The organism is Geodermatophilus sp. DSM 44513, assembly GCF_032460525.1.
GTDB lineage: Bacteria > Actinomycetota > Actinomycetes > Mycobacteriales > Geodermatophilaceae > Geodermatophilus.
The window spans coordinates 2,240,211-2,263,886 of sequence record NZ_CP135963.1 but is presented as its reverse complement, the minus strand read 5'-3'; the positions used below and the strand labels follow the sequence as shown (position 1 = coordinate 2,263,886).

Here is a 23,676-nt window from a genome sequence, read left to right as displayed (position 1 = left end):
AGGCGCCCGCCGCGAGCGGGCGAGTGGTGGGGGGCGACGGGGTCCTCCTCTCAGTCGCGCTCGACGACCGGCAGGGTCGCCCACCCGGCGGCGGCCGCGGCCTCCGCGGGGAACGGTGGGGGCGTGCCGCCGAAGGACGGGCACAGCGCCTGGTGGTCGCACCAGCCGCACAGCCGGGTGCGGTTGGGCCGGAAGTCCCCGGTCGCCACCGCCCGCTCGATGGCGGCCCAGATGGCCTGCAGGGTGCGCTCGAAGCGGACCAGCTCGGCCTCGTCGGGGGAGTAGGTCAGCGCGTCGCCGTTGCCGAGGTAGAGCAGCTTGAGCTGGCTGGCCACCACGCCGCGGGTGCGCCAGAGCACCAGTGCGTAGAACTTCATCTGGAACAGGGCCTTGCCCTCGAACGCCTCGCGCGGCACCGACCCGGTCTTGTAGTCGACCACCCGCAGCGCTCCGTTGCGCGCCACGTCGAGGCGGTCGACGTACCCGCGCAGCAGCAGCCCGTCGGGCAGCGTGACCTCGACCAGCTCCTCGCGGCCCTGCGGCTCGATGCGGGACGGGTCCTCCAGGGAGAAGTAGGTCTGCACCAGCTCCCCGGCCGAGGCCAGCCACGCGTCCAGGGAGGGGACCTCGGGCGGGGCGGCCTCCGCTGCGGGCGCGGCGGGCGTGGCCTGCACGGTGACGCCGTCGGACGGGCTCTCGGGTGCGGTGAAGAGGGCGGCGACCTCCGGGTCGGCGCTCAGCTCCTCCCACGCCGGGGCGACCAGCTCCCGCGCCGCCTCCACCGTGCGCTGGCGCGCCGGGAGGTCGTAGAGCCGCTCGAGCACCGTGTGCACCAGCGTGCCGCGCACCGCCGCGGCGCTCTTGCGCTCGGGCAGCCGGTCGATGGTGCGGAACCGGTACAGCAGCGGACAGGTCTTGAAGTCCGCCGCCCGGCTCGGCGACAACGAGGGGCGGCGCGGGGCTCGCTCCCCGTCCGTGCCGGAGGTGTCGACGGGGGCACCCGGGGTGGGGGCCGCCGGGCCCGCGGACTGCCCGGAGAGCATCGCCGTCGTCATGTGCCCGAGGTTAGGTGCGGGCACCGACGATTCCGAGAGCGCACGCCGGACGACGCGGGCCGCTCCGTACGCTGGCCGCCCGTGGACGACCAGCAGCACACTGCCGAGACGACCCCCGACCCGCCCGCGACCGCGGGGCCGGTGGCGGGTGCCTTCGTCGCCGGCGACCGGGTGCAGCTCACCGACCCCAAGGGCCGGCTGCACACCGTCGTCCTCACCCCGGGCAGGCAGTTCCACACGCACCGCGGCGCGATCGAGCACGACGACCTCATCGGTGCCCCCGAGGGGTCCGTCGTCCACTCCACGGCCAACACCGGGTACCTGGCGTTCCGGCCGCTGCTGGCCGACTTCGTGCTCTCCATGCCCCGCGGCGCCCAGGTCATCTACCCCAAGGACGCCGCGCAGGTCGTCGGCTCCGGCGACATCGGCCCGGGGATGCGGGTGCTCGAGGCCGGCGCCGGGTCCGGGGCGCTGACCTGCTCGCTGCTGCGTGCGGTGGGGGAGCACGGCAGCGTCACCAGCTACGAGCGGCGGGAGGACTTCGCCGACGTCGCCCGCGCCAACGTGGCGGCCTTCTTCGGCGAGGTCCCGGCCACCTGGTCGCTGCGGTTGGGCGACCTCGACCAGCACCCGGCCACCGAGGTCGTGGACCGGGTGGTGCTGGACATGCTCGAACCGTGGGCGGTGCTGCCCACCGTGGCCGCCGCGCTGCGCCCCGGGGGCGTGCTGGTCGGCTACGTGGCCACCACCACCCAGCTGTCCACCTACGTCGAGGCGCTGCGGGCCCAGGGTGTCTGGACCGAGCCGTACGCCTGGGAGACCCTGCTGCGGCCCTGGCACGCCGTCGGTCTCGCCGTCCGCCCCGAGCACCGGATGGTCGCCCACACCGCCTTCCTGGTCACCGCGCGGCGGCTGGCGGAGGGCACGGTCGCGCCCATGCGGCAGCGCCGGGCGCAGAAGCACTGAGGCCCGGTCCGGTCCCACCGCGGGGGCCCGTGCCGGGGCGGCGGGGCGGGGGGAGCAACGGGGTGCTCCCACCGCGAGCCCCCGGCGGGGCGTCGCCCGGCGTGTATAGATTTGCGTCCTGGCTCTCCCGATGTGACGGAGGTGCGCGATGGGCCCCGGTCTTGGCAATGGTCCCGACGAGTTCAGGGCGCGGCGCGAGCGTGACGCGACCGCGCTGCTCAGTCAGATCTCCTACCTGGAGGAGGAGATCGGCCTGCTGCGCCGCAAGGTGGCCGACAGCCCCCGCCACCTGCGGCTGCTCGAGGAGCGGCTGGCGGAGGCGGAGGGCCGGGCGGCCTTCCTGTCCGAGCGCAACGACAAGCTCGCCACCACGCTGCGCGACGCGCGTGACCAGCTGGTCGCGCTCAAGGAGGAGGTGGACCGGCTCGGCCAGCCCCCGTCGGGCTACGGCGTCTTCCTGACCCGGCACGAGGACGGCACGGTCGACGTCTTCACCGGCGGCCGCAAGCTGCGCGTCTCGGTCTCCCCGGCGGTGGAGGCCGACGGCCTCCAGCGCGGCCAGGAGGTCATGCTCAACGAGGCGATGAACGTCGTCGAGGCGTGCGGTTTCGAGCGCGCCGGGGACGTCGTGATGCTCAAGGAGCTCCTCGAGCCGATCGAGGGCGAGGCGCGTCGGGCGCTGGTCATCGGGCACACCGACGAGGAGCGCGTCGTCCATCTCGCCGAGTCCCTGGCCGACTCCCCGCTGCGCAGCGGTGACTCGCTGCTGCTGGAGACCCGCTCGGGCTACGCCTACGAGCGGATCCCCAAGAGCGAGGTCGAGGAGCTGGTCCTCGAGGAGGTCCCCGACATCGACTACACCGACATCGGTGGCCTGTCCCGCCAGATCGAGCAGATCCGCGACGCCGTCGAACTGCCGTTCCTGCACGCCGACCTGTTCCGCGAGTACGAGCTGCGCCCGCCCAAGGGCATCCTGCTGTACGGCCCGCCCGGCTGCGGCAAGACGCTGATCGCCAAGGCGGTGGCCAACTCGCTGGCCAAGAAGGTGTCCGCGGTGAAGGGGGAGGGGCAGGCGAAGTCCTACTTCCTCAACATCAAGGGCCCCGAGCTGCTCAACAAGTACGTCGGGGAGACCGAGCGGCACATCCGGCTGGTGTTCCAGCGGGCCCGGGAGAAGGCGAGCGAGGGCACACCGGTCATCGTCTTCTTCGACGAGATGGACTCGATCTTCCGCACCCGCGGCTCCGGGGTGTCCTCCGACGTGGAGAGCACAATCGTCCCGCAGCTGCTCAGCGAGATCGACGGCGTGGAGGGGCTGGAGAACGTCATCGTCATCGGCGCCTCCAACCGCGAGGACATGATCGACCCGGCGATCCTGCGGCCCGGCCGGCTGGATGTGAAGATCAAGATCGAGCGGCCGGACGCGGAGGCCGCCCGCGACATCTTCAGCAAGTACCTGACCACCACGCTGCCGCTGCACCCCGACGACCTCGCCGAGCACGGCCGCAGCCGCGAGGCCACCGTCGCCGGCATGATCCAGCGCACCGTCGAGCGGATGTACACCGAGAGCGAGGAGAACCGCTTCCTCGAGGTGACCTACGCCAACGGCGACAAGGAGGTCCTGTACTTCAAGGACTTCAACTCCGGCGCCATGCTGCAGAACATCGTCGACCGCGCCAAGAAGATGGCCATCAAGGAGAAGCTGGAGACCGGCGCCGGTGGTCTGCGCGTCGGTCACCTGATGCAGGCCTGCGTCGACGAGTTCAAGGAGAACGAGGACCTGCCCAACACCACCAACCCCGACGACTGGGCGCGCATCTCGGGGAAGAAGGGCGAGCGGATCGTCTACATCCGCACGCTCATCAGTGGCAAGGGCACCGAGAGCGGCCGGGCGATCGACACCGCGACCAACACCGGCCAGTACCTGTAACGACAGCACGCCGTCCGACGGCCCGGTCCCTCCGCGGGGGCCGGGCCGTCGGCGTTCCCGGTCCGGACCTGCCGATCGGCCCTGCTGCAGCGACCCGCGCCGAGCGGAGGTGACGTGCTGGAACGGCCCCGTCCCGGGACCCACCCGAGCCTGCGAGCGCCGCGGGCAGCAGGGTCCTTCTAGGGTTGGCGCATGAGCGTCAGGCGGGTCATGGGCACCGAGGTCGAGTACGGCATCTCGGTGCCCGGGCAGCCGACGGCGAACCCGACGACGCTGTCCAGCCAGGTGGTGAACGCCTGGGCGGTCGCCGAGGCGCCGACGCCGCGCCGGCCGCGGTGGGACTTCGAGGAGGAGTCCCCGCTGCGCGACGCCCGCGGCTTCGACCTCTCCCCGGCCCAGGCGCTGGACCACAACGACCTGGACGAGGACTCGGGGATGGCCAACGTCATCCTCACCAACGGGGCGCGGCTCTACGTCGACCACGCGCACCCGGAGTACTCCACGCCGGAGGTCACCAACCCGCGGGACGTCGTCCTGTGGGACAAGGCCGGTGAGCGGGTGATGGCCGAGGCCGCCCGGCGCGCCGCGCGCGTCCCCGGCACCCAGCCCATCCAGCTCTACAAGAACAACACCGACGGCAAGGGCGCCTCCTACGGGTCCCACGAGAACTACCTGATGGACCGGCGCACGCCCTTCCTGGACATCATCCGCGGGCTCATCCCGTTCTTCGCCACCCGCCAGGTGTTCGCCGGCTCCGGGCGGGTGGGCATCGGCACCGAGAGCCGCACGCAGGGCTTCCAGCTGTCCCAGCGCGCGGACTTCTTCGAGGTCGAGGTGGGGCTGGAGACCACGCTCAAGCGGCCGATCATCAACACCCGCGACGAGCCGCACGCCGACGCCGACAAGTACCGGCGGCTGCACGTGATCATCGGTGACGCCAACCTCGCCGAGCTGTCCACCTACCTGAAGGTCGGGACGACGGCGCTGGTGCTGGACATGGTCGAGGCGCGCACCCTCACCCGCGACCTGTCGCTGGAGGAGTCGGTCGCCGAGCTGCAGGCGGTCAGCCACGACCCCTCCCTCACCCACCGGGTGCGGCTGCGCGACGGGCGCCGGATGACCGCCCTGGAGGTGCAGCAGGCCTACCTGGAGATGGCCCAGCGGCACGTCGACCGGCGGGGGGACGGCGACCCGCAGACCGCCGACGTGCTGCGGCTGTGGGCCGAGGTGCTCGAGGACCTCGCCGCGGACCCGATGCGCTGCGCGGACCGGTTGGACTGGCCGGCCAAGCTGCGGCTGCTGGAGGGCTACCGCTCCCGCGACGACCTGGCCTGGGGGGACTCCCGGCTGCGCCTGGTCGACCTGCAGTACTCCGACGTCCGGCCGGAGAAGGGGCTCTACCACCGGCTGGTGTCCCGCGGCTCGATGCAGCGGCTGCTCACCGACGAGGAGGTGGCGGGCGCGGTGCTGAGCCCGCCGTCGGACACCCGGGCCTTCTTCCGCGGCGAGTGCCTGCGCCGCTACCCCGCCCAGGTGGCGGCCGCGTCGTGGGACTCGGTGGTCTTCGACCTCGGCCGGGAGAACCTGGTGCGCATCCCGACGATGGAGCCCCTGCGCGGGACCCGCGACCACGTGGGCGAGCTGTTCGAGACGACGTCCTCGGCTCAGGAGCTGGTGGACACCATAACGGGTGGCTGACCCGGTCGGTCGGCCCCCCGGCGTCGCACCCCGCGGGTAGCTTCAGCAGCAGGCACCAGCTACCACCTGCACCGGGAGGACCCATGGCCACGAGGGACAGCGGCGGTCAGCAGCGCGCCACGCGCAGCCGCGAGGAGACCGAGGAGGCCCAGGCGTCCGTCGACGCCGAGGTCGCCGAGCGGCACAAGGAGGTCACCGAGGACCTCGACTCCATCCTCGACGAGATCGACGAGGTCCTCGAGGAGAATTCTGAAGAATTCGTCAGGTCGTATGTGCAAAAAGGGGGCCAATGACCATTTCGGGCCACCATTAACGCGAGACGAGAATGGATTTTGAGAAGTACTGCCCGGATTGTGGTACAAATCGTCCAGTCCAGGAATTCACCAAGGACAAGCGACGTCGAGATGGATTGGCCTTCTACTGCCGTGAGCACGGTCGTCAGAGGCTCAGGGAGTCCAAGGCGCGGCGGAAGGGGCCTCCGACTCGTCGATACCCGCTGGGGCGCGACGTCCCGGAAGGGTGCAAGTGGTGCCCTGACTGCAACACCGTCAAGCCGCTTGACGATTTTCCGAGAACACGCGCCTCGGTCTCCGGCCGACATTCGTACTGCAAGCCGTGTCACAACCGCCGCGGCAAGCTGTCCAAGGACAAGGTCGGGGGGTCGCGGACCTACCACCTGAGGCGGCGGTACGGCATCACGGCTGCGGAGGCCGACGGGATGCTCGCCGCGGAGGGCGGGCTGTGCGCCATCTGCAAGACGGCTCCGGCGGCGCACGTCGACCACGACCACGCCACCGGTGCTGTCCGGGCGCTGCTCTGCTTCGGGTGCAACGGAGGGCTGGGCCAGTTCAAGGACAACCCGACGTTCCTGCATGCAGCCGCCTACTACGTCGCCCTCCACACCGCCCGGCAGGAGATCGCGGCGGGGCTGGCCGCCGCGGGCGCGGGACCGGGCGCGAGGAGCCCGTCCGGGACCCCGCCGGTAGGGTCGTGACGACGTCCTGACCGGGCCCGCGAGGGTCCTCGGCGGGGCGTCGGACCGAGCGAGGCCGCCACGACCCGGCGGCGGGAGAGGCGGATGGGTGAGCGAGACGTCAGCTGGCCGGAGCGGGTTCCCGCCCGCCTACCTGGACCGGGTGGGGTCCTCCTTCACCGACTTCCTAGCGACGACCAGTCCCGAGCTGCTGCCCAGCCGGCGTCCGGTGCCGCAGCTGCCGGTCGGTGAGCTGGCCCCGCACGGCACCACGATCGTCGCGGTCACCTACGACGGCGGCGTCCTCATGGGCGGTGACCGGCGGGCCACCATGGGCAACCTGATCTCCCAGCGCGACATCGAGAAGGTCTACCCGGCCGACGCCTACAGCGTCATCGGCATCGCCGGGGCCGCGGGGATCGCCATCGAGATGGTCCGGCTCTACCAGGTCGAGCTCGAGCACTACGAGAAGATCGAGGGCCTCACCCTCTCCCTCGACGGCAAGGCCAACCGGCTGGCCCAGATGATCCGCGGCAACCTGGGTGCGGCGCTGCAGGGCCTGGCCGTCGTCCCGCTGTTCGCCGGCTTCGACCTCGATGCCGCGCCGGGCACCGGCCCGGGCCGCATCTTCAGCTACGACGTCACCGGCGGGAACTACGAGGAGCGCGGCTACTCCGGGGTGGGCTCGGGCTCGCTGTTCGCCCGCAACTCGCTGAAGAAGACCTGGCGGCCCGGCCTGGACGCCGCCGCCGCCACCCGCACCGTCGTCGAGGCGCTCTACGACGCCGCGGACGACGACTCCGCCAGCGGCATGCCCGACCCCGTGCGCCGGCTGTACCCGATCGTCTACCGCGTCGACGCCCAGGGCGCCGTCCGGCTCCCCGACGACGAGGTCGCCGCCGTCGCGCAGACCATCATCGACGAGCGGTCCGCCGCCGAGGGGCAGGGCTGATCGCGATGACCATGCCGTACTACGCCTCGCCCGAGCAGGTCATGCGCGACCGCTCGGAGTACGCCCGCAAGGGCATCTCCCGCGGCCGCAGCGTCGCCGTCGTCACCAGCGCCGACGGGGTGCTGTTCATCGCCGAGAACCCCAGCTCCACGCTGCACAAGGTCGGCGAGCTCTACGACCGCATCGGCTTCGCCGCCGTGGGCCGCTACAGCGAGTTCGAGAGCCTGCGGGTGGCCGGCGTCCGGCTGGCCGACGTCCGCGGCTACAGCTACAACCGCCGCGACGTCACCGGCCGGGTGATCGCCAACGCCTACGCGCAGACCCTCGGTGAGATCTTCACCCAGCAGACCAAGCCCTTCGAAGTCGAGCTGTGCGTCGCGGAGGTGGGAGAGACCCCGGAGTCCGACCAGCTCTACCGGCTGACCTTCGACGGCTCCGTGGTCGACGAGCCGGACTTCATCGTCATGGGCGGTCAGGCCGAGGCGGTCAGCGCCAACCTGCGCGAGCACTTCCTGCCCGGCATGGGCCTGGGCGAGGCGCTGGGGGTCGGCGTCCAGGCGCTGTCCGCCGTCAGCCCGGCGACCGCGGGCAACGGCTCCCCGGGCCTGCTGTCCGCCGAGCAGCTGGAGGTCGCCGTCCTGGACCGGCGGCGCGCCAAGCGGGCCTTCCGGCGGATCACCGGCGCCGCACTGCGCTCGATGCTGGAGCGGTCCGACGACGTCGCGGTCGTCACCGGCGAGGAGCCGCACACCGCCGCGCAGGCGCCGAGCGTGCCCCAGCCGGGCACCCCGGCCGGGCTCGGCGAGCCGGACGTGCCGGGCGCGGACTGACCGCACCGACCCACCGGGGGACCGGCGCGGGCCGGTCCCCCTGACCTCAGCGCGGCACCGCGCGGCCGGCGTCCCGCCGCCAGGAGCTGAACGAGCTCACCGACGTCGTCCCGGGCCGCACCAGCCACGGCCACGGGTGCACCTCGGCGACGTCGACGCCGGCGGCCCGCTGCCCCCACCCGGGCACCGGCGTCCACGTGGCGGCCAGCCGCCGGCCGGCCAGCTCACCGGTGACCGAGCCGCGCCGGACCTCCACCGGCCGGTGCGCGGCCAGCTCGCCCAGGGTCTCGGCGAGGAAGACCAGCCGTTTGCCCGACAGCCGCAGCCGCGCGAGCAGCGGCTCGTCGAACACGAACACCACCGGGCGCGTCGCGTCGGCGGCCAGCGCGGGGTCCTCCTCGCCGAGGGACTCCGCGGTCAGCCACACCAGCTCGCCCTCACCGGTGCCCTCGACCACCGACGGCCCGGCCGGCACCGGAGCGCGGCCGAGGTCCGGCCCGTCCACCCGCCGGCCGGATGAGGCGTCCGGCCACTGCTCGATCGGGCACGCCCGCCGCAGCGCGCACCCGGCGCACAGCTCCGGCGCCCGCTTCTCCACCTGCCACCGGCTGAAGCCGTAGGGCTTGCCACTGCCGGTGCCCACCGTCCACTGCCAGCCCAGCCCGTTGGCCGCCCGCGACCCGTCCAGCAGGTGCCGGTAGGTCTCCGCCTCGCCGTCGCGCCAGTCCGCCCCGGCCCGCACGGCCCACTGCGAGGCCAGCCACATGCGCGTCTGGTTGACCAGCCACCCGTCGCGGTGCAGCTCCTCGACCACGGTCGACACGCAGTTCATCCGCTCCGGCCACGGCTCGTCGTCCCAGCGCGCCGCGGGTGGCTGGTCGAAGCGCAGGTGGTCGCGCAGGCCCCGGCCGACCCGCGCGTACAGGTGCCGCGCGTACTCCTGCCAGAGCAGCTCGTCGCGGTACTTGGTGCGGTCGCGCGGCGGGGCGCCGGCCACGGCCTCCCACACCCGCGGCAGGGGCAGCAGGCCGTGCCGCACGTACGGCGACACCCGGCTCGCGCCGCGCCGCCGGACCGGCAGCACCGTGCTGCGGTCGCGGGCGTAGCCGGTGATGTCGAGGGCGGCCAGCACGGCGTCGGCCGCCGACTGCCCGCCGCGGGCCACGCCGGGCGCGACGCCGTCCGGGCCCTCCAGGGTCAGGTCCCCGAGGTGGGTGGCCACCCACGCGGCGGCGTCGGCGGGTGTCGCACCCTCGGCGGGGGAAGGGGGCGCGGGGAGCAGGGGCACGACACCACTGTGCCCGGAGGCTGCGACAGGACGCGCGTCCGGACCACGGACCCGACCCGCGCCGCGCGCGGCACGCTGATGTCGGTCGCGGCGCCTAGGCTCGGGACGTGGAGCGACGCATCTTCGGCATCGAGACCGAGTACGGCGTGACGTGCACCTTCCGCGGCCAGCGCCGGCTGTCCCCGGACGAGGTCGCGCGCTACCTGTTCCGCCGCGTGGTGTCGTGGGGGCGCAGCTCCAACGTCTTCCTGCGCAACGGCTCGCGCCTGTACCTCGACGTCGGCAGCCACCCGGAGTACGCCACCGCCGAGTGCGACGACCTCACCGAGCTCGTCGTCCATGACAAGGCCGGGGAGCGCATCCTCGAGGGCCTGGTGGTCGACGCCGAGCAGCGGCTGGCCGAGGAGGGCGTCACCGGCGACATCTACCTGTTCAAGAACAACACCGACTCCGCCGGCAACAGCTACGGCTGCCACGAGAACTACCTGGTGGGCCGGCACGGGGAGTTCAGCCGGCTGGCCGACGTGCTCATCCCGTTCCTGGTCAGCCGGCAGATCGTGGTCGGCGCGGGCAAGGTGCTGCAGACCCCGCGCGGGGCGATCTACTGCATCAGCCAGCGCGCCGAGCACATCTGGGAGGGCGTCTCCTCGGCGACCACCCGCTCCCGGCCGATCATCAACACCCGCGACGAGCCGCACGCCGACGCCGAGCGCTACCGGCGGCTGCACGTCATCGTCGGCGACTCGAACATGAACGAGACGACGACGCTGCTCAAGGTCGCCGTCACCGACCTGGTGCTGCGGATGATCGAGGCCGGCGTCCCCATCCGGGACATGACGCTGGAGAACCCGATCCGCGCCATCCGCGAGATCAGCCACGACATGACCGGACGCCGGCGGGTGCGGCTGGCCAACGGCAAGGAGATGTCGGCGCTGGAGATCCAGTCGGAGTACCACTCCCGCGCCGCGGAGTTCGTCGACCGCGAGGGCTTCGGCCCGGTGCACCGGCAGATGCTCGAGCTGTGGGGGCGGGTGCTCAAGGCCGTCGACACCGGCGACCTGTCGCTGATCGACCGGGAGATCGACTGGGCCACCAAGTACCAGCTCATCGAGCGCTACCGGGCCAAGCGGGACCTGCCGATGAGCCACCCGCGGATCGCCCAGATGGACCTCGCCTACCACGACATCAGCCGCACCCGCGGGCTGTACTACCTCCTCGAGCGCAACAACCAGGTCGACCGCGTCGCCCACGAGCCGCGGGTGTTCGAGGCCAAGAACGTGCCCCCGCAGACCACCCGCGCCCGGCTGCGCGGGGAGTTCATCCGCAAGGCGCAGGAGAAGCGCCGCGACTTCACCGTCGACTGGGTGCACCTCAAGCTCAACGACCAGGCGCAGCGCACCGTGCTGTGCAAGGACCCGTTCAAGGCCGTCGACGAGCGCGTGGACAAGCTCATCGCCTCGATGTGACATACCCGAGTGGGCCCCGGAGGGGTCCGCGACGGGTGCGTCGGAGGCATCACGCGCGTCTGTCGGCGTCGGTGCAGGGGCCCGCGCCGAGCGTGCGAGGCGTGGGGGGCACCGAGGTCCTTCCGGGTACCTGGCCGCGGTGTCGGCCGGTAGGCCGACGATCAGTCCAGCGGCACCTGGAGGGCGGCGTAGCGGCCGGCGGCGGCGGCGGCCAGGAAGTAGGCGCGCTCCTCGGGGAAGCTGCGGCCCATCGTCGACAGCGGCACCGGTGACAGCCCGAGGGCCTCGTCGAGCCCGGCGACGTCCATCCACACCACCCGGTTGCGCTCCGGCTGCCCGGCGAGGTCCTCCTCCACCTGGCTGCCCAGCTCCGAGCCCAGCCCGCGCGGCGCCACCAGCGTCACCCCGCCCAGGGCCACCCGGCCGAAGGCGGTCAGCGAGTGGTGGGACACCCCGCGGTGCCGCGGCCGCGGGTCGGCGTCGGAGATGCGCAGCGCCCCCACCGGCTCCCCGCCGAGCACGGTCACCGCGTTGCACGCCTCCCCGGCGGCCACCCCGGAGAAGCCCCACGGGGTCCCGGTGCCCAGGTTGCCGGGCCCCTGGCTGACGATGGCGACGTCGGCGCCGAGCACGTGCCGGGCGGCGAGCAGCCCGGTGTGCAGGGTGACCGCCTCCAGGTCACCGCCGAAGGCCTGGCCCACGGTCACCACGCCGGCCAGCGAGGGCGCCAGCGCGGACAGCGCCCGGGAGAAGCCGGCGACCAGCGCGCCGCCGTCGGTCATGACGTAGGCGACCTTGAGGTCCGGGTCGGTGGCCAGGATGCCGATCAGTGCGGCCGGCAGCGCCGAGTGCAGGTCGGCGACCACGACCGGCATCCCGGCGACGTCCTCGGCGTCGGCGATCGTGCGGTGGTGCTCGGTGTCCTGCTCGTCGACGCCCTGCACGCTCACCTGCAGCGGCGTGTACCGGGCCTTGACCAGGTGGCCCGGGCCGGTGGGGTCCGGGGGCAGCCGGTCGGGGACGGCGACGACGAGCGCGTACCCGCCGGTGCCCAGGCCCTGCGCCCACGCGGTGGTGTTGAGCAGCACCGTGTCGCCCACCTCCGGGACGCCCACCAGCGAGGGGTGCGCCAGCGCCGGCACCTCGCCGTCGCCGGGCACCTCGGCGGTGAGCTCCTGCGCGTCCCGCCAGGCCCGCCCCAGCGCCGTCACCGTGCCCCGCCGCCACCGGATCCGCTGTCCTGTCGCCCCTGGTCCCCCCACGCGGGGCAGCCTATGCAGGGCCCCGCCCCGCCGCAGGTACGCCGGGAGGGGGCGGGTCCCTAGGCTGGGGCGCGTGGCGGCGAAGCGGGCGGAGCGGCTGGTGAACCTGGTCTTCGCCCTGCTCGGCACCCGCCAGTACGTGACGGCGGCGCGGATCCGCGCCACGGTGCCCGGCTACGAGCCCGACGACGGCACCGCCCGCGCCGACGAGGCCTTCAAGCGCATGTTCGAGCGGGACAAGGCCGAGTTGCGCGAGATGGGCGTGCCGCTGGAGACCGGCCGCACCAGCGTCTTCGACACCGAGGACGGCTACCGCATCGCCCGCGCCGACTACGAGCTGCCCGAGATCACCCTGACCGGCGAGGAGGCCGCCGCGGTGGGCCTGGCGCTGCGGCTGTGGGAGTCCGCCCAGCTGGCCGGCGCCGCGCAGAGCGCGCTGGTGAAGCTCAAGGCCGCCGGGGTGGACGTCGACACCTCCCGCGCGATCCCGCTGCGGCCGCGGCTGGACTCCGACGAGCCGGCCTTCGAGCCCTGCTACGCCGCGGCCCGCGACCGCCGGGAGCTGCACTTCGACTACCGCCGTCCCGACGAGGACGTCGCCGCCCGCCGCCGGGTGCAGCCCTGGGGCGTCGTCGCCTGGCACGGTCGCTGGTACCTCGGGGGCCTCGACCTGGACCGGGGGGCGCCGCGGGTGTTCCGGCTCTCGCGCGTGCTCGGGACCCCGCGGGCGTCCGGCCCGGCCGGCGCGTTCGAGCCGCCGCCGGACGTCGACCTGGCGGCCATGGTCGCCGGGCAGGCCCGCGGGGAGGAGCAGCTCGTCGTCGTGCGGGTCCGCCCCGGAGCCGCCGTCGGCCTGCGCCGGCACGCCGTCCCGCTGGGGGCGGCCGACGACGGCGACGACCGGCTGCAGCTGCGCACCACCGAGCCGGCGCGGCTGGCCGGCGAGATCGCCTCCTACGGCGCCGACGTCGTCGTCGAGGCCCCGGAGGCGGTCCGCGAGGCGGTCGTGGAGCGGCTCACCCGCCTGGCGGCGATGTCACCGGGCGAGCGGGCGCCGGAGGGGGCGGCGTGAGCGCGCCCACGACCACCGAGCGGATGACCCGGCTGCTGTCGCTGGTGCCCTACCTCACCGCCCGCCCCGAGGGGGTGCCGCTGGCCGAGGTGGCCCGCGACTTCGCCGTCCCGGAGCGGCAGCTGCGCCGCGACCTGGAGCTGCTGTGGATGTGCGGGCTGCCCGGCTACGGGCCCGGTGACCTCATCGACCTGGCCTTCGAGGGCGACCGGGTCCGCGTCACCTCCACCGCCGGACTGGTGCGCCCGCTGCGGCTGACCACCGACGAGGCGGTGGCCCTCGTCGTCGCGCTGCGCGCCCTGCTCGCGCTGCCCGGCCTGGCCGAGCGGGAGGCGGTCGGGAGCGCGCTGGCCAAGGTGTCCGCCGTCGCCGGGCACGCCGCGGAGCAGGTGACGCCGGTGGCGCTGTCGGTCGACGCGCGCGAGCAGGCGCTGGCCGTCGTCCGCGAGGGCCTGGAGCGCCGCCGGGCGCTGCACCTGCACTACTACGTGCCCACCCGCGACGAGCGCACCGAGCGCACCGTCGACCCGCTGCGGCTGCACCTGGTGGACGGCCGCTGGTACCTGGAGGCCTGGTCGCGCGAGGTCGCCGCCGTCCGGCTCTTCCGGCTGGACCGGATCGACGACGTCCGAGTGCTCGACGAGCCGTCGGCGCCGCCGCCGGGGCTGCACCTGCGCGACGTCGACGCCGGGCTGTACCAGCCCGAGCCGGGCTCGCCGGTCGTGCGCCTGCGGCTGTCGCGGACCGCGCGCTGGGTGGCCGAGTACTACCCGGTCGAGGACGTGCGGGAGACCGGGGACGGCGGCCTGCGGGTCGCCGTCCGCACCGCCGACATGGCCTGGGCCCGCCGGCTGGTGGCCTCCCTCGGCGGGGCGGCGACCGTCGAGGAGCCCGCCGGGCTGGCCGCGGCCGTGGCCGCCGACGCGCGGGCGGCGCTCACCCGCTATCCAGCTGCCGGACAACCCCCGTCCACCTCGGCGCACTAGGGTCGCGACCGTGCTGCTGCCCGTCGTGTGGACCGTCGTCGCCCTGCTGGCCGTCGTCGTGCTCGGCTCGCTGGCGTACGGGGTCGCGGGCGCCGCCGGCCGGCTGCGCCGGGAGGTCGCGGCGTTCGAGCGGGAGGTCCGGCCCCTGCTCACCGAGGCCCAGGCCACCGCCGCCCGCGCCGCGCAGGTGCAGCAGCCCTCCTGACCTGCCCCGTTCCGGGGGCGGCAGGAGCGCTCCCGGGACGTAGCATCGACGTCGCCACCCATCTACGGAGGACGCCATGGCCGGACTCGGCCCGCTGGAGATCGGCCTGATCATCCTGGCCATCCTGCTGCTCTTCGGCTACAAGAAGCTCCCCGACGCCTCGCGCTCGCTGGGCCGCTCGCTGCGCATCTTCAAGGGCGAGATGAAGGGCATGAAGGACGACGACGTCCGCACCCGGGACGCCGCCAAGACCTCCCCGGTGCGCGGCGAGGTGCTGCCGCCGGTGACCGCCGCCGACCGCGAGCGGGAGGCCCTCGACGCCGAGGCGCGCGCCGCGGAGGCCCGGGCCGCCGAGCTGCGCGCCCGCGCCACCCAGGCCGGCCCGGCCGACAGCACCCGCTGACGCCGCTCCCGGCAGCACCGTGAGCGACAGCACCCCGAGGGGCGTCGCCCGCCGGGGCCGGCGCCGGCGCCGGCCGCCCCGCGACGACGCCGGCACGATGACGCTGGTCGCGCACCTCACCGAGCTGCGCAACCGCCTGGCCAAGGCGCTCCTGGCGCTGCTGCTGGCCACCGCCGTCGCCTTCTGGTGGTACGAGAACGGGCTGGGCGAGTTCCTCCGGGCGCCGTACTGCGAGCTGCCGTCCCACCTCCGGTACACCGAGGGCAGCACGCAGGAGTGCGGCCTGCTGGTCACCGACGTCTTCGGCGGCGTCTTCATCCGGATCAAGGTCAGCTTCCTGGTCGGCGTCGTGCTGTCCGCTCCCGTCTGGCTCTACCAGCTGTGGGCGTTCATCACCCCGGGGCTCAAGCGCAACGAGAAGCGCTACGGCGTCGGCTTCGTGGCCGCCTCGACGTCCCTGTTCCTCCTCGGCGCGGCCCTGGCCTACGTCTCGCTGTCCGCGGGCCTGGAGCTGCTGCTCGGGCTGGCCGGCAGCGGGGTGGTGATCGCGCTGACCGCGCAGGACTACATCGGCTTCATGCTGTCGCTGCTGGTGGCCTTCGGGGTGAGCTTCGAGCTGCCACTGGTGGCCGTGGCGCTCAACCTGGTCGGCGTCGTCTCCTACGAGGCCCTGCGTGGCGCCCGGCGGTGGATCTTCTTCCTCACCGTGGTCTTCGCCGCCTTCGTCACCCCCACCCAGGACCCGTTCACCATGCTGGCCATGGCCGGGCCGATGATCGTGCTCTTCGAGCTGGCCATCCAGGTGGCCCGGTTCGTCGACCGGCGTCGGGCCAAGCGGGACGCCGCCGCGCACTTCCACGAGCTGGAGGACGACGCCGCCTCCCCGCTGGACGCGGCACCGTCGGAGCTGGACGTGACCCCGACGGCGCAGGGCGACCTGCAGCCCGCGGACGACGCACCGCGGCTGGGGTCCGGCGGGCGCTGAGCCCGGCCGCAGGCACCCGCCGCCCGTCGCCCCGGCCGCCCGCGCTGCCCGGCGACGACCGTCCGGGCTCACCGCCGCGGGTCCTGGTTCACCGCCGGCAGTGAGCCAGGACCTCCGATGACCAGCTGAGCTGGTCATCGGGGAGTCCGCTTATCCCCGTACTGCCGTTATCCCCAACAAGCGTCCGCTTCTCACCGGAACGCGCCGGACGGCGGCGACGCGCCTAACGTGGAGGCATGTCCAGCCCCGCTGAGCGCTACGCGGCTGCCCGGCGGCGGAGCGCCCACCCCGCGCTGGCCGACTTCACCGGCGAGCTCGGCTTCTCCCTCGACCCGTTCCAGGTGCAGGCCTGCGAGGCCCTCGACCGGGGTTCCGGCGTCCTGGTCTGCGCCCCGACCGGCGCCGGCAAGACCGTGGTGGGGGAGTTCGCCGTGCACAAGGCCCTGGCCGAGGGGCGCAAGGCGTTCTACACCACCCCGATCAAGGCGCTGTCCAACCAGAAGTACAACGACCTCGTCGACCGCTACGGCGAGGCGCGGGTCGGGCTGCTCACCGGGGACAACGCCATCAACGGCGACGCGCCGGTGGTGGTGATGACCACCGAGGTGCTGCGCAACATGCTCTACGCGGACTCCCCGGCGATCGACGGCCTGGGCTACGTCGTCATGGACGAGGTGCACTACCTGGCCGACCGGTTCCGCGGCGCGGTCTGGGAGGAGGTGATCATCCACCTCCCGGCCTCGGTGACCCTGGTGTCGCTGTCGGCGACGGTGAGCAACGCCGAGGAGTTCGCCGACTGGCTGGTCACCGTCCGCGGCTCCACCGAGGTCGTGGTCAGCGAGGTCCGGCCGATCCCGCTGTGGCAGCACATGCTGGTCGGCAACCGGGTGTTCGACCTGTTCAGCCTGCGCCCCGCCGCGCACGCCGCCGAGCAGGGCGACACCCCTCGCGGGCAGTCCACCCGGGAGCGCGGCGCCAGCGTCGTGGACCCCGAGCTGGTGCGCTACGTGCGCGAGTACGAGCGGCGGATCGACTCCTGGGGCGGCGGTGGGAACGGCGGCTCCCGTCGCGACCGGGGCGACTGGCACAAGCCGCGGTACCGGCCCCCGGCGCGCCCCGACGTCATCGAGCGGCTGGACCGCGACGGCCTGCTGCCGGCGATCACCTTCGTGTTCAGCCGCAACGGCTGCGACGCCGCCGTCGACCAGTGCCTGCGGGCCGGGCTGCGGCTCACCGACGAGCACGAGCGCGCGGAGATCGCCGCGATCGTCGACGAGCGCACCGGCTCGCTGCCGGACGAGGACCTGCACGTCCTCGGCTTCTGGGAGTGGCGCGAGGGCCTGCTGGCCGGGATCGCCGCGCACCACGCCGGCCTGGTGCCGGCGTTCAAGGAGGCCGTCGAGGAGTGCTTCGTCCGCGGCCTGGTGAAGGCCGTCTTCGCCACCGAGACCCTCGCGCTGGGCATCAACATGCCGGCGCGCACCGTCGTCCTGGAGCGGCTGGTCAAGTGGAACGGCGAGGCACACGTCGACGTCACGCCGGGGGAGTACACCCAGCTCACCGGCCGGGCCGGCCGGCGCGGCATCGACGTGGAGGGGCACGCCGTCGTCGTCTGGGCGCCGGGCACCGACCCGGCGGTGGTCGCCGGGCTGGCCAGCACCCGCACCTACCCGCTGCGGTCGAGCTTCCGGCCGAGCTACAACATGGCCGTCAACCTGGTCAGCTCGTTCGGCCGGGCCCGCGCGCGGGAGCTGCTGGCCTCCTCCTTCGCCCAGTTCCAGGCCGACCGCTCGGTCGTCGGGCTGGCCCGCGCCGCGGCGCGGCACGAGCAGGACGCGGTGCGCTGGGCCGCCGAGCTGCAGTCCGCCGGCGGCGACGTCGCCGGGTACGCGCGGCTGCGCCAGGAGATCGCCGACCGGGAGAAGGAGCTGTCCCGGGACTCCGCGGCCAAGCGCCGGCTGGAGGCCTCCGACGCGCTGGCCGCGCTGCGTCCCGGGGACGTCATCCGGGTGCCATCGGGACGCCGCCAGGGGCTGGCCGTCGTCCTGGACCCCGGGGTGAGCGACCTGAGCGAGCCGCGCCCGCTGGTGCTCACCGAGGACAAGTGGGCCGGCCGGCTGGGCGCCGTCGACTTCCCGACGCCGGTGTCCGCGCTGACCCGGGTGCGGGTGCCGAGGAACTTCAACCACCGCAGCCCGCACGCCCGCCGCGACCTCGCCGCGACGCTGCGCAGCGCCCGGGTGGACAACGACCTGGGCGCCCGGCGGGTCCGGCACCGCTCCGCGGCCGCCGACGACCCGGTGCTGCACGACCTGCGGCAGGCGCTGCGGGCCCACCCGGTGCACACCCTGCCCGACCGGGAGGAGCGGGTGCGCGCGGCCGAGCGCTGGCTGCGCGCCACCCGGGAGGCCGAGGCGACCCACCGGCGGATGGCCGAGCGCACCGGCTCGCTGACCCGCCAGTTCGACCGCACCTGCGACGTCCTCGAGGAGCTGGGCTACCTGGTGCCCGACCCCGCGGCGCCGCCGGTGGCCGAGGGCGGCGACCCGGTGGACCACGAGGTCGCCGACGAGTCCCCGGTGGCCACCGCCGACGGCCGGCGGCTGGCACGCATCTGGTCGGAGGCCGACCTGCTGGTCGCCGAGTGCCTGCGCGCGGGGGTGTGGCGCGGGCTGACCCCCGCGGAGCTCGCCGCCGCGGTGTCCACGGTGGTCTTCGAGGCGCGGCGGGAGACGCCCGGCCAGCCCGCGGTGCCCAGCGGCCGCGCGGGGCAGGCCATCGCGGAGATGCGGCGGATCCGCTCCCGGCTGCAGGACGTCGAGCTCGACCACGGCGTCCCGGCCACCCGCGACCTGGACCTCGGGTTCGCCTGGGCGGCCTACCGCTGGACCGACGGGCAGAGCCTGGACCGGGTGCTGGCCGGCGCCGAGCAGGCCGGCACGGAGCTGTCCGGCGGGGACTTCGTGCGCTGGGCCCGCCAGCTGCTGGACGTGCTCGACCAGCTGGCCAAGGTGGCGGACCAGCCGGTGGCGTCCACCGCCCGGACGGCGGTGCAGCGGGTGCGGCGCGGCGTGGTCGCCGTCGCGGTGGGCGGCTGAGGCCCGTGGCACCATCGGCGCGGCGGCGGAGGCCTGCGGACCCTCGACGGGAGCGACGATGACCCACCCCCCGCACGGCGGGCCCCCGCCCGGTGAGCCCGGCCCGCCCGGTGCCCAGCCGCCCCCGTGGCCGGCGCCGCCGTGGGGCCAGCAGCCCGGTCCCTGGGGGCCGCCGGCGCCGGGCCCGTACGGCCACCCCGGTCCCGGCCAGCCGCCGTACGCGCAGCCGCAGTACGCGCCGCCGTACGCCCAGCCTCCATACCCGCAGCAGCCCCCCGGACAGCCCTGGGGCGCCCAGCCGCCGCCGGTCCCGCCGGCCGGCCCGGGCCGCTCGCGCCGCAGCCTGGTCGCCGGCATCGCCGTGCCGGCGGTGCTGCTGCTGGTCGCCGTCGTGGCCGCCCGGCTGCTCGGTGACACCGTGCTGGACACCGGCGCGGTCGAGGAGGCCGTGGCCGAGCAGTTCGAGCGGCGGGAGGGGGTGGCGGTGGAACTGACCTGCGACGACGAGATGCAGGTCGAGCAGGGCGCGGCCTACGAGTGCACCGGCACCACCGCCGCCGACGAGGCCGTCACGCTGCGCATCGTCATCGCCGACGAGGCCACCGCCGCCTACACGTGGGAGGAGGTGTGAGAGAGGACCCCCTCCCTCTCGGCCCTCGCACGCTCGGGCCGAGCCTCCGGAGGGGGCCGGGTCAGGCGAGCGCGTCGGCCGGCCAGCCCAGCGCGGCCCCCAGCCGGCGCAGCGAGGAACCGATGCCGTGCGCGGCGGCCAGCGCGGCCAGCGCGCCGGGGTCGGCCGGGCGCCGGGGGAGCGCGCCGTCGACCGCCGGCAGGTCGACGTCGCGGGCCACGGCGACGACCACCGGGGCGGCGTCGAGGTAGTCCGCCCCCTCGTGCAGCCGCCTGAGCACCGCGGCGGTCAGGGGCGGCCTCGGGACGACGGTGCGCGCGGCGGCCGCCCGGACGCCGGCCAGGTCACCGAACGCGGTGACCAGCGCGGCGGCGGTCTTGGCGCCGATGCCGGCCACGCCGGGCAGGCCGTCGCTGGGGTCCCCGCGGAGCACCGCGAAGTCGGCGTAGCCGCGGCCGGGGATGCCGTACCTCGCCGCCACCGCCGCCTCGTCGACCACCTCGATGTCGCCGATGCCGCGGGCGGTGTAGAGCACCCGCACGCCGCGCTCGTCGTCCACCAGCTGGAACAGGTCGCGGTCGCCGGTGACCACGTCGACCGGGCCGCGGGCGCGGGTGGCCAGCGTGCCGATCACGTCGTCGGCCTCGTAGCCGGGCGCGCCGACCCGCGCGAGGCCGGCCGCGGCGAGCACCTCGACCAGCACCGGCACCTGCGGGCCGAGCTCGTCGGGTGTCTCCTCCCCGCCCTCGGGGGACAGCCGGTGCGCCTTGTAGGACGGCAGCGCCTGCACGCGGAAGGCCGGCCGCCAGTCGTCGTCCCAGCAGGCGACCAGCCGGTCCGGGGCGTGCGCGGTGACCAGCCGGGCGGTCATGTCCAGGAAGCCGCGGACGGCGTTGACCGGGCGCCCGTCGGGGGAGGTCACGCTGGTGGGGACGCCGTGGAACGCGCGGAAGTAGAGGCTCGCGGCGTCCAGCAGCATCGTGGTCACGACCCGGGACGGTAACGACCCGGCGCCCGGGCTCCCAGCCCCTGGTTACGCTGCGCAGCGTGTCCACCCCGACCGCCGCTCCGACCGCCGCTGGGCCGCTGGTGACCCCCGACCGCCTGCACGCCGCGCGCGACCTGGCCGCCGCGACGGGGGTCGACCTGCTCGTCACGACCCCGGGCTCGGACCTGCGCTACCTGTGCGGTTACGACGCGCACGCCATGGAGCGGCTCACCGCGCTGGTGGTGCCCCGGCAGGGCGAGCCGTTCCTCGTCGTCCCCCGGCTGGAGGCACCGATGGTGCAGGCCAGCCCGGCCGGCGCGCTCGGCCTGGAGGTGCTGGCCTGGGACGAGACCGACGACCCGTTCGCGGCCCTGGCGCGGGCGGCCACCGGTCGGCTGGGCGCGGGGCCGGCGCGGGTCGCCGTCGGGGACCGCACCTGGGCGCTGCACGCCCTCGGCGTGGCCGGCGCGCTGCCCGGGGCGCGCCTGGAGCTGGCCGGCCCGGTGCTCGACCGGCTGCGGATGGTGAAGACGCCGGCGGAGGTCGCCGAGCTCACCGCCGCCGGCGCGGCCATCGACCGGGTGCACGCCCGGATGGCCGACTGGCTGCGGGTGGGCCGCACCGAGGCCGAGGTCGGCGCGGACATCGCCGCGGCGATCCTCGCCGAGGGGCACGTGGCGGTGGACTTCACGATCGTCGGGTCCGGGCCCAACGGCGCCAGCCCGCACCACGAGCTGTCCGGCCGGGTGGTCCAGGCCGGCGACGTCGTGGTGGTCGACATCGGCGGGCAGACGGCCACCGGCTACCGGTCGGACTGCACCCGGACCTACGCGGTCGGCCGCGACCCGGGTGCGGAGGTCGCCGAGTGGTACGCCGTCCTGCAGCAGGCGCAGGCGGCCTCCACCGCCGCCGTCCGCCCCAGGGTGACCGCCGAGCAGGTGGACGCCGCCGCGCGCGAGGTGATCGCCGCCGCCGGGTGGGGGGAGTACTTCATCCACCGCACCGGGCACGGGATCGGCCTGGACACCCACGAGGCGCCCTACATCGTCGCCGGCAACGACCTGCCGCTGGAGGCGGGCATGACGTTCTCCGTGGAGCCCGGCATCTACCTGCAGGGGCGCTGCGGGGCCCGCATCGAGGACATCGTCGTCTGCACCGACGAGGGCGTCACCGCGCTCAACGGGGGACCGCGTGAGCTCGTCGTCCTCCCCGGCTGACCCGGCGCACGGGCCGCTCGGGGACGTCGACCGCACGCTGCTGTCCGCGCTGGCCCGCGACGGGCGGGCCAGCTACACCGAGCTGGCCGAGCGGGTGGGCCTGTCGGTGTCCGCGGTGCACCAGCGGGTGCGCCGGCTGGAGCAGCGGGGGCTGATCACCGGGTACCACGCCGAGGTCGACGCCCGGGCGCTGGGCCTCGGGCTGACCGCGTTCGTGGCGATCACGCCGACCGACGCCACCTCCCCCGACGACGCGCCGGCCCTGCTGCAGCACCTGCCGGAGATCGAGGCCTGCCACTCGGTGGCCGGGGTGGAGAGCTACCTGCTCAAGGTCCGGACGTCGTCCCCGGACGCGCTGGAGGCGCTGCTGCGGACGATCCGCCAGACCGCCGACGTCACGACCCGCACCACGGTGGTGCTGTCCACCTCCTACGAGGACCGGCCCCCGCTGTAGACCGGCTGGACACCTGCTCGAACGTGTGTTCGGATGGCCGGCATGCGGTGGGACGCACAGCGGCTGGACGCCGACGACCCGGGGACGCTGCCCGGGATGCCGTCGGTGCGCGGGCTGCTGCGCAGCGTCCAGGTGCCGGAGTTCCCCGGGCTGACCTTCCACGAGGTGCGCAGCCGCAGCGCGCTCAACGAGGTGCCCGGCGACTCCCCGATGCCGTTCCGCTGGACCATCAACCCCTACCGGGGATGCAGTCACTCCTGTGTCTACTGCTTCGCCCGGGGCACCCACGAGTGGCTGGAGCTGGACACCGGCCGGGACTTCGACACCCAGGTCGTCGTCAAGACCAACCTCGCCGAGGTGCTGCGCCGGGAGCTGGCCCGGCCGTCGTGGCGGCGCGAGCACGTGGCCCTGGGGACCAACACCGACCCCTACCAGCGGGCGGAGGGGCGCTACCGGCTGATGCCCGGCGTCGTCTCCGCGCTGGCCGGCTCCGGCACGCCGTTCTCGATCCTGACCAAGGGCACCCTGCTGCGGCGCGACCTGCCGCTGCTGGCCGCCGCGGCCCGCGACGTCCCCGTCGGCCTGGGGGTGTCGCTGGCGATCCGGGACGACGAGCTGCACGCCTCGCTCGAGCCCGGCGTGCCCGGCCCGCGGTCCCGGCTGGAGCTGGTGCGGGCGATCACCGACGCGGGCCTGCCGTGCGGGGTCTTCCTCGCCCCGGTGCTGCCCGGGCTCACCGACGGGCTGGCCGACCTCGACGCCACCCTGCGGGACATCGCGGCAGCCGGCGCCACCGGGGTCACCGTCGTCCCGCTGCACCTGCGCCCCGGAGCCCGCGAGTGGTTCTCCGCCTGGCTGGCCCGCGAGCACCCGCAGCTCGTCCCGCGCTACCGCCAGCTCTACCGGCGCGGGGCGGTCGTGGCGCCGGAGTACCGCAGCTGGCTCTCCGACCGGGTCGCCCCGCTGCTGGCCCGCCACGGCCTGGACCGGCAGGCCGGGGGAGCGGCCCGCGGCACCGGCGGGGCACCGGCCGGCATCCCCGGCGACGGGGACAGCGACTTCCCGGCCGGCAGCCTGCCGGACGCGGCCCCCTCGCCGTCCCGGCGTCCGCGACCGGTGACGCCGTCCACCGGCGAGCAGCTCACGCTGCTCTGAGCCGGCCCCGGTATTACCGTTATCCCCAACACACGCGACACCTCAGACGGAAGACGGGACAA

At 74.6% G+C, this 23,676-nt stretch carries 22 protein-coding genes; 18 read left to right on the top strand and 4 right to left on the bottom strand.

What is annotated here, in order from left to right; genetic code table 11:
- Positions 1-50: 50 nt before the first annotated feature.
- Positions 51-1,055 (bottom strand): RecB family exonuclease, encoded by a 1,005-nt coding sequence (locus RTG05_RS10980; RefSeq protein WP_166528655.1) that lies wholly within the window; start codon positions 1,053-1,055, stop codon positions 51-53.
- Between the two features lie 81 nt (positions 1,056-1,136).
- Here RTG05_RS10980 and RTG05_RS10975 point away from each other — a divergent pair, with 81 nt between their 5' ends.
- From RTG05_RS10975 to prcA, 7 genes are all read left to right on the top strand, one after another.
- A complete protein-coding gene (locus RTG05_RS10975) occupies positions 1,137-2,021 on the top strand; it encodes a tRNA (adenine-N1)-methyltransferase (protein ID WP_315912547.1) in 885 nt (294 codons plus the stop codon).
- Positions 2,022-2,169: 148 nt separating this feature from the next.
- Positions 2,170-3,951: a proteasome ATPase gene (arc, locus tag RTG05_RS10970; RefSeq protein ID WP_166528654.1), complete on the top strand. Its 1,782-nt coding sequence runs from the start codon at positions 2,170-2,172 to the stop codon at positions 3,949-3,951.
- A 192-nt stretch (positions 3,952-4,143) separates the two neighbouring features.
- Positions 4,144-5,649: a depupylase/deamidase Dop gene (gene dop / locus RTG05_RS10965; protein ID WP_166528653.1), complete on the top strand. Its 1,506-nt coding sequence runs from the start codon at positions 4,144-4,146 to the stop codon at positions 5,647-5,649.
- An 83-nt stretch (positions 5,650-5,732) separates the two neighbouring features.
- On the top strand, positions 5,733-5,942 hold the full coding sequence (locus tag RTG05_RS10960; protein WP_166528652.1) for a ubiquitin-like protein Pup: 210 nt from the start codon (positions 5,733-5,735) through the stop codon (positions 5,940-5,942).
- A gap of 425 nt (positions 5,943-6,367) precedes the next feature.
- The gene (locus RTG05_RS22365; RefSeq protein ID WP_396349631.1) at positions 6,368-6,643 is read left to right on the top strand and encodes an endonuclease VII domain-containing protein; all 276 of its coding nucleotides are present in this window, start codon (positions 6,368-6,370) and stop codon (positions 6,641-6,643) included.
- Between the two features lie 88 nt (positions 6,644-6,731).
- Positions 6,732-7,574, top strand: coding sequence for a proteasome subunit beta (gene prcB / locus RTG05_RS10950; protein ID WP_166528650.1), 843 nt, complete (start codon positions 6,732-6,734; stop codon positions 7,572-7,574).
- 5 nt (positions 7,575-7,579) lie between these two features.
- On the top strand, positions 7,580-8,404 hold the full coding sequence (gene prcA, locus RTG05_RS10945) for a proteasome subunit alpha (RefSeq protein ID WP_166528649.1): 825 nt from the start codon (positions 7,580-7,582) through the stop codon (positions 8,402-8,404).
- A 46-nt stretch (positions 8,405-8,450) separates the two neighbouring features.
- Here the strand turns inward: prcA and RTG05_RS10940 are convergent, their stop codons facing one another.
- Positions 8,451-9,692 carry an FAD-binding domain-containing protein gene (locus tag RTG05_RS10940; RefSeq protein ID WP_166528648.1) on the bottom strand — a complete coding sequence of 414 codons (1,242 nt, stop codon included), beginning with the start codon at positions 9,690-9,692 and terminating at the stop codon, positions 8,451-8,453.
- Between the two features lie 107 nt (positions 9,693-9,799).
- On the opposite strand from RTG05_RS10940, the gene pafA reads away from it, so the two are divergent.
- On the top strand, positions 9,800-11,158 hold the full coding sequence (gene pafA, locus RTG05_RS10935; RefSeq protein ID WP_166528647.1) for a Pup--protein ligase: 1,359 nt from the start codon (positions 9,800-9,802) through the stop codon (positions 11,156-11,158).
- Positions 11,159-11,319: 161 nt separating this feature from the next.
- Here pafA and RTG05_RS10930 read toward each other — a convergent pair whose 3' ends face one another.
- Positions 11,320-12,420 carry a DUF3866 family protein gene (locus tag RTG05_RS10930; RefSeq protein ID WP_166528646.1) on the bottom strand — a complete coding sequence of 367 codons (1,101 nt, stop codon included), beginning with the start codon at positions 12,418-12,420 and terminating at the stop codon, positions 11,320-11,322.
- A 73-nt stretch (positions 12,421-12,493) separates the two neighbouring features.
- Here RTG05_RS10930 and RTG05_RS10925 point away from each other — a divergent pair, with 73 nt between their 5' ends.
- The 7 genes from RTG05_RS10925 (at position 12,494) to RTG05_RS10895 (ending at position 19,800) form a co-directional block, all read left to right on the top strand.
- Positions 12,494-13,492 carry a helix-turn-helix transcriptional regulator gene (locus RTG05_RS10925; protein WP_166528645.1) on the top strand — a complete coding sequence of 333 codons (999 nt, stop codon included), beginning with the start codon at positions 12,494-12,496 and terminating at the stop codon, positions 13,490-13,492.
- Positions 13,489-14,478, top strand: coding sequence for a helix-turn-helix transcriptional regulator (locus RTG05_RS10920; RefSeq protein ID WP_208104905.1), 990 nt, complete (start codon positions 13,489-13,491; stop codon positions 14,476-14,478). The genes RTG05_RS10925 and RTG05_RS10920 overlap by 4 nt, the downstream gene beginning before the upstream one ends.
- Before the next feature lie 10 nt (positions 14,479-14,488).
- On the top strand, positions 14,489-14,683 hold the full coding sequence (locus tag RTG05_RS10915; protein ID WP_166528644.1) for a hypothetical protein: 195 nt from the start codon (positions 14,489-14,491) through the stop codon (positions 14,681-14,683).
- Between the two features lie 76 nt (positions 14,684-14,759).
- The gene (gene tatA, locus RTG05_RS10910) at positions 14,760-15,086 is read left to right on the top strand and encodes a Sec-independent protein translocase subunit TatA (RefSeq protein WP_166528643.1); all 327 of its coding nucleotides are present in this window, start codon (positions 14,760-14,762) and stop codon (positions 15,084-15,086) included.
- 19 nt (positions 15,087-15,105) lie between these two features.
- Complete coding sequence (gene tatC, locus RTG05_RS10905; RefSeq protein ID WP_315912546.1) at positions 15,106-16,071, top strand: twin-arginine translocase subunit TatC; 966 nt, start codon at positions 15,106-15,108, stop codon at positions 16,069-16,071.
- Positions 16,072-16,307: 236 nt separating this feature from the next.
- Positions 16,308-19,169: a DEAD/DEAH box helicase gene (locus RTG05_RS10900; protein ID WP_166528642.1), complete on the top strand. Its 2,862-nt coding sequence runs from the start codon at positions 16,308-16,310 to the stop codon at positions 19,167-19,169.
- Between the two features lie 370 nt (positions 19,170-19,539).
- Positions 19,540-19,800 carry a DUF4333 domain-containing protein gene (locus RTG05_RS10895; RefSeq protein WP_315912545.1) on the top strand — a complete coding sequence of 87 codons (261 nt, stop codon included), beginning with the start codon at positions 19,540-19,542 and terminating at the stop codon, positions 19,798-19,800.
- 61 nt (positions 19,801-19,861) lie between these two features.
- On the opposite strand, the gene RTG05_RS10890 is transcribed toward RTG05_RS10895, so the two are convergent.
- Positions 19,862-20,779, bottom strand: coding sequence for a 5'-3' exonuclease (locus RTG05_RS10890; protein WP_166529677.1), 918 nt, complete (start codon positions 20,777-20,779; stop codon positions 19,862-19,864).
- 68 nt (positions 20,780-20,847) lie between these two features.
- Here RTG05_RS10890 and RTG05_RS10885 point away from each other — a divergent pair, with 68 nt between their 5' ends.
- From RTG05_RS10885 to RTG05_RS10875, 3 genes are read left to right on the top strand one after another with little or no spacing between them, the layout of a single operon-like run.
- Positions 20,848-22,005, top strand: a complete 1,158-nt coding sequence (locus RTG05_RS10885) for a M24 family metallopeptidase (protein ID WP_315912544.1) — start codon at positions 20,848-20,850, stop codon at positions 22,003-22,005.
- Positions 21,980-22,459, top strand: a complete 480-nt coding sequence (locus RTG05_RS10880; RefSeq protein WP_166528640.1) for an Lrp/AsnC family transcriptional regulator — start codon at positions 21,980-21,982, stop codon at positions 22,457-22,459. Before RTG05_RS10885 ends, RTG05_RS10880 begins: the two co-directional genes overlap by 26 nt.
- Positions 22,460-22,492: 33 nt before the next feature.
- Positions 22,493-23,614 carry an Rv2578c family radical SAM protein gene (locus RTG05_RS10875; RefSeq protein WP_315912543.1) on the top strand — a complete coding sequence of 374 codons (1,122 nt, stop codon included), beginning with the start codon at positions 22,493-22,495 and terminating at the stop codon, positions 23,612-23,614.
- Positions 23,615-23,676: the final 62 nt, after the last annotated feature.

Bases quoted from the DNA above. Each gene is read 5' to 3' on its own strand.
- RTG05_RS10980 (WP_166528655.1), bottom strand. From the start codon at position 1,055: ATGACGACGGCGATGCTCTCCGGGCAGTCCGCGGGCCCGGCGGCCCCC.
- arc (WP_166528654.1), top strand. From the start codon at position 2,170: ATGGGCCCCGGTCTTGGCAATGGTCCCGACGAGTTCAGGGCGCGGCGC.
- dop (WP_166528653.1), top strand. From the start codon at position 4,144: ATGAGCGTCAGGCGGGTCATGGGCACCGAGGTCGAGTACGGCATCTCG.
- RTG05_RS10960 (WP_166528652.1), top strand. From the start codon at position 5,733: ATGGCCACGAGGGACAGCGGCGGTCAGCAGCGCGCCACGCGCAGCCGC.
- RTG05_RS22365 (WP_396349631.1), top strand. From the start codon at position 6,368: ATGCTCGCCGCGGAGGGCGGGCTGTGCGCCATCTGCAAGACGGCTCCG.
- prcA (WP_166528649.1), top strand. From the start codon at position 7,580: ATGACCATGCCGTACTACGCCTCGCCCGAGCAGGTCATGCGCGACCGC.
- tatA (WP_166528643.1), top strand. From the start codon at position 14,760: ATGGCCGGACTCGGCCCGCTGGAGATCGGCCTGATCATCCTGGCCATC.
- RTG05_RS10900 (WP_166528642.1), top strand. From the start codon at position 16,308: ATGTCCAGCCCCGCTGAGCGCTACGCGGCTGCCCGGCGGCGGAGCGCC.
- RTG05_RS10890 (WP_166529677.1), bottom strand. From the start codon at position 20,779: ATGCTGCTGGACGCCGCGAGCCTCTACTTCCGCGCGTTCCACGGCGTC.
- RTG05_RS10875 (WP_315912543.1), top strand. From the start codon at position 22,493: ATGGCCGGCATGCGGTGGGACGCACAGCGGCTGGACGCCGACGACCCG.